This window comes from Maribacter polysaccharolyticus, assembly GCF_028882255.1.
Classification (GTDB): Bacteria; Bacteroidota; Bacteroidia; order Flavobacteriales; family Flavobacteriaceae; genus Maribacter_A; species Maribacter_A polysaccharolyticus.
Window position 1 is genome coordinate 1 of record NZ_JARBUY010000016.1, and the last position, 4,894, is coordinate 4,894.

Sequence of the window (4,894 nt, forward strand, 5' to 3'; positions counted from 1 at the left end):
TCAGTGAGGTTAGAAACTAATTTAGTGTAAACTCTAATCTATAACTTTTGTAAACCATGTATATTAACGAACATTATGAAAAACCCATTTCTAAAGAAAATATTAGTTCTGACAATGATGTTGATTTCTTTCAACTCATTTGCTTGTGACTGTGAATGCGATGGAGATTGTTCTTTTAGCCAAATTTCAAGCGGAATGGAATTTGTTGCTCTTGTAAAAGTGATTGAATATTCCGATTTTCTTGACCAAGAAATAATTGGTTATGACAAAAAAATGCCTTTTTCAATGACAGTCGAAATTATCAAAAAATATAAAGGAACTGAATCACGAAAAAGAATTAAAATTTGGGGAGATGACGGAGCACAATGTAGACCTTATATTGCGGAATTTGAAATTGGAGAATGTTATTTAATTGCACCAACTCTGATTAAAGAAAACTCTGGACTTGGAAAAAAAGACGATTACGATTTTTTCTCTTGTTGGACTGATTATTTGACTGTCGATTATGACAACGGAATTGCTTACGGAGAATACTCAAAACGGAAAAATAAAATATCGCTGAAAGAATTTGAAAGCGGAATAAAAAAATAACTATTGCCAACACCGTATATAAAAAATTGCTGGTTTTTGGCTTAAATAAAGGTCGTTGCTTGTTTTGTTACGTCTGATTTTCCTTCGGAAAATCCTCGCACGCAAACACGCAACTTTCCATATACAAAACCGTTAGGCAACATAATTACACTTATGGGAATATTTGATAGATTTAAAAAGAAAAACACTAATGAAAGAATACCAGCTAAAGGCCAAGTGGATTTTGACTCTTTGGTAGAAAGAGCTAGATCTGGTGATCCAGAGCAAATGACTTATTTGTATGCTGCTTTTCTGAATCTTGATAAATGGACATATTTGGCAAGTGGAAATGATCCTGAAAAGCCAAAACCATATATCGGCGAGGTAGATGGACAACCTTGGATTTTTATCTTCACAGATAGCATAAAAGCTAACGAATTCGACCAAAATCAAGATGGACGGACAAAGGTTATAAAGATGAACGTTGATAGTTCACTCAACTTAATCTATAAATTGAATGAACGGGGAGTTTATGGAATTAGAGTAAATGAGGGAGAAAACGGATGGTTTTGTTCTATTGCCGAATTACCTAACATTATTGGATATATTAAAAACAAATAATACGTTGCCTAACAATACCTATAATCCATTACGGGCGGATTTTCCATACGGAAAATCCTTAATTTTAACCAATGGCTTGGATCTAGGCGGACAATTTCCGATGGAAATGTCCGCAACGAGATCATAGCCGAGCCGTTGTAAGCAATTCCTCTTTTTTGCAGGAAAAACAAATAACTACTTTAAGCTAACGTTTAATTAGTTGATAAAGAAGAAAATATAGCTAAAAAACAAAATCATTAACAATTGATTTTTAAAACATTATAAAAACGTTAGTCAGAATTATCAAAAATGAAATTAAATAATTTGACAATAGCGCCAGAAATGGATTTTAATGCCAATGTTAATGTAATTTTTGCTTGTTTAAAACTTGAAACCGAACCTTTTTACGAAAGAGTGCAATTAATAGATTATAACAAATTATGAGTAAAGGAACAAAATATGTTTTTAGTTGGATAGTAGTTTTTTTAGCACTTTCTTGGCTATATGAGAGAATATTATACGATTTTTCTGAATTTAAATGGTTTTACGCAACAATATATCCTTCAGAATACTTTGCCAAAGATGTATTAATATATGAGAGCAAGACCAATGGACCCCAAAGGACGGGTAGATATTCGTACAATTTCTATGGAACATTAAAAAAATTTAAGAAAAAAAGGAAAGTTTATTTTACTCAAAAAGGAATGAACAAAATATGGACAACAGATGGCGCTCCTAAGGATAAGCTTAAAATACCTGTTTGGTACAATACTATGGACGGTGCAATTTCAATAAGAACATCCGAAAATTTTCCTAGGCCATATTCAAGAAAAATAATTGAAGTTTATCTAAATATAATAACTTGGTTACTCTTCCTACCTAGCATAGTTTATATTGTTAGTTATCATATTAAAAAACGCAAAAATAAAATCTTAGAAAATTGAGTTTATTTACATATTAATTCTACTATATGCCTTTACATTTATCTAAAGAACAATTTATAGTAATAACGGCTTCGTTTGAGGAGTTTATAAATCCGCTTTATTCAGAACAATTAATAAAAAACTGCTTACAACAACACCTATAAACAATACAGGTTTCGGGGCTAAATCATAAGGTTTACGTATATTTAAAATGTCGCGAAATCTTTGGGACTTCGCTTTGACAGAAAAAAAGAAAAAACAAAACCAAAAGATTTCGCTATGTGCGTGGCGGAAAGCAAACGCCAGTTTGCTCCCGTACTGTTCATAGCTTAACCGTTACCTTGCATTTAAGCCAAATAAAAAATGACCGAACAAATCGAGATTCCAATTGGAAAAAAGAAGATTTCACTTTTGTTATTTGGTTCCTTACTATTTGTCGCAGGGGGAATTTGGATGGCTCTTGAACCCGAAAAATTTGTTCAAAATATCTTTAGAATCAATAATCCTGATACAATCCGGATTTGGGGTATTGCGGGAATTGTGTTTTTTGGACTTACCGGGATTTATGGAATTATAAAATTATCTGACAAAAAAGCTGGACTGATAATTGATTCGGACGGAATTACGGACAACACAAACGCCACAAGCATTGGACTAATTGAATGGACTGATATTACTGGAATAAGGACGGAACAAATTATGTCGACAAAGTTTCTATTAATTGATATTGAAAACCCTGAAAAATATCTAAAAAAAGCAAAAAATGAACTCAGGACAAAACTCATGAAGGCCAATTTAAATTCATATGGGACCCTAATTTCAATAACATCCAATACATTGGAATATAACTTTGAGGAAATGGAAAAATTAATTCGGTCAGAGTTTAATAAAAATAAAAACGCAAGGTAACAATGGCTAAAATTCATTGCTTGCGGATTTCCTAAACGGAAATCACGCGCAAAAAGCTATCTTTAGGTTCGGCTGGATTGTCCTTCGGACGAATCACAGCAACGAACCTTAGCCCAACCGTTGGCATTAATTATGAAAATTTTTAACCTCCTTATAATCTTTGTAGTGGTAACAAGTTTTTCGTTGCCAAAAAAAATATTTTATCCATATGCAATAGCAATATCGGAATCGGAACTAATTATCGACGGAACAATTTCAAATGTTAGTTCTGACGAATACACATTTGAAATTAATGAGTTTGTGAAAGGAAAATCTCCTGACAATGTTAACGTTAAAATCTGGGAGGAATGGAGTTGTTATGCTCGGGTTGGGAAAATCGAAAAAGGACAACGTTTGTTACTTTTTCTTAAAAAAACGGACGGAAATAAGAATTGCTATTATCCCTTTAATGGCAGTACGTGAGAATTGTTTGTTTCTCACAATGAGTCGGTCAAAAGTTTTATTAGCAAATCTTTACCAAATGTGGAGGAACTAAAGAAAGGAATCAAATTGTTTCAAAGTGCGTATAAATTCAACGGGGATTTAAAACAAATCTTTGAGAAAGACAGGCACTTCGAAAAACTAGTCGAACAAAAAGAAATTGACCAGATGAAAACGGAAAATAAGTTCTTTAAATTCATTGTGGAAGAAGAACTTTAGTATTATCAAATCAAATAACTAATGCCAACAATACCTATAATCAATTGCTTACGGTGGATTTCCTAACGGAAATCCATATCTTTAACAATGGCTCGGAACCGGGCGAAAAAGTCCTACGGACGTTTTCCGCAACAGATCATAGCCGAGCCGTTGTAAAACATACCTACCAAATTTAAGGGACCAACCTAAATTCAACAAAATATTTTGAAAATAGTAACTTTTAAGTTACCTTTGGGTAATAGAAAAAATAAGGGAAGTTATCCAGTATAAAGGGTATTTCGAAGAATTCTTGCTCAAACAACCGAAAAAGGTTCAGGACAAGATATTTAAAGTAATCGAAATAATCGAGACTTATGAAAGAGTTCCCTCCACTTATCTGAAAGCACTTGTCGGAACTAAAGGACTCTACGAAGCCCGAATAAAATTAGGCTCGGACATTTGGAGAGTCTTCTGTTTTTTCGACAAAGGAAAATTGGTAATACTCTTGAACGGATTTACCAAAAAATCGCAGAAAACACAAAAAAAAGAAATCGACAAAGCGGTCGGACTAATGAATTCATACTATGAAGACAAAAACAAATAAGATGGACACCAAGAGTTGGAAAGAAATCAAGGACACCGTTTATGGAAAAAAAGGAACGGAACGTAGAGACGGATTGGAAAGAGATTTTGAGTCTTTTAAAATCGGTTTGCTTTTGAGAAATGCACGGGAAGAAAAAAACCTTACGCAGGAACAACTGGGCGAATTAGTAGACAAAAAACGGACTTATATTTCACGAGTAGAAAACAATGGCAGTAATCTGACCTTGAAAACGCTTTACGAAATTGTGGAAAAAGGTCTTGGCGGAAAAGTTACTATTTCAATCGAAGTGTAAAAAAAGTACGTTTTACAACAATACCTATAGCAAATAGGGCGGTAAGTTCTGAATCTAAAGGCTTGGGCGTGTTTGCGAAGTCCGCCAAATTGAAAATTACGCGATAGCGAAATATTCAAAATTTGGCAATTAAAAAGAAAAGAAAATTACAAAACAAAAAGCTCTGGCTCGCAGACCAGACGGAAACAAAAAGTTTCCTTGCCTGCCCTACTTGCCATAGCCGAGCCGTTGTGCACCATCGGGTACGATATACAAACATCCTTTACAGAGTTATAGAAACATCGTTTACACTTTTTAAGTTGCATTTGAAACCAAAAT

General features: G+C 33.6%; 7 protein-coding genes. All 7 read left to right on the forward strand.

All coding sequences use genetic code 11. The annotated features are described in order from the left end of the window. Positions 1-75 precede the first annotated feature (75 nt). The 7 genes from PHU20_RS20005 (at position 76) to PHU20_RS20035 (ending at position 4,576) form a co-directional block, all read left to right on the forward strand. Positions 76-591 carry a hypothetical protein gene (locus tag PHU20_RS20005; RefSeq protein WP_274827180.1) on the forward strand — a complete coding sequence of 172 codons (516 nt, stop codon included), beginning with the start codon at positions 76-78 and terminating at the stop codon, positions 589-591. Between the two features lie 153 nt (positions 592-744). After that, positions 745-1,191 carry a hypothetical protein gene (locus tag PHU20_RS20010; RefSeq protein ID WP_274827181.1) on the forward strand — a complete coding sequence of 149 codons (447 nt, stop codon included), beginning with the start codon at positions 745-747 and terminating at the stop codon, positions 1,189-1,191. Positions 1,192-1,610: 419 nt separating this feature from the next. Further along, entirely contained in the window at positions 1,611-2,114 is a 504-nt protein-coding gene (locus PHU20_RS20015; RefSeq protein ID WP_274827182.1) for a hypothetical protein, read from the forward strand. A 342-nt stretch (positions 2,115-2,456) separates the two neighbouring features. Further along, on the forward strand, positions 2,457-3,002 hold the full coding sequence (locus PHU20_RS20020; RefSeq protein ID WP_274827183.1) for an STM3941 family protein: 546 nt from the start codon (positions 2,457-2,459) through the stop codon (positions 3,000-3,002). Between the two features lie 522 nt (positions 3,003-3,524). Continuing rightward, positions 3,525-3,701: a hypothetical protein gene (locus PHU20_RS20025; RefSeq protein ID WP_274827184.1), complete on the forward strand. Its 177-nt coding sequence runs from the start codon at positions 3,525-3,527 to the stop codon at positions 3,699-3,701. A 289-nt stretch (positions 3,702-3,990) separates the two neighbouring features. After that, positions 3,991-4,284 carry a type II toxin-antitoxin system RelE/ParE family toxin gene (locus PHU20_RS20030; RefSeq protein WP_420828692.1) on the forward strand — a complete coding sequence of 98 codons (294 nt, stop codon included), beginning with the start codon at positions 3,991-3,993 and terminating at the stop codon, positions 4,282-4,284. 1 nt (position 4,285) lies between these two features. Next, positions 4,286-4,576, forward strand: a complete 291-nt coding sequence (locus tag PHU20_RS20035; protein WP_089895954.1) for a helix-turn-helix domain-containing protein — start codon at positions 4,286-4,288, stop codon at positions 4,574-4,576. The last annotated feature ends 318 nt before the right edge of the window (positions 4,577-4,894 follow it).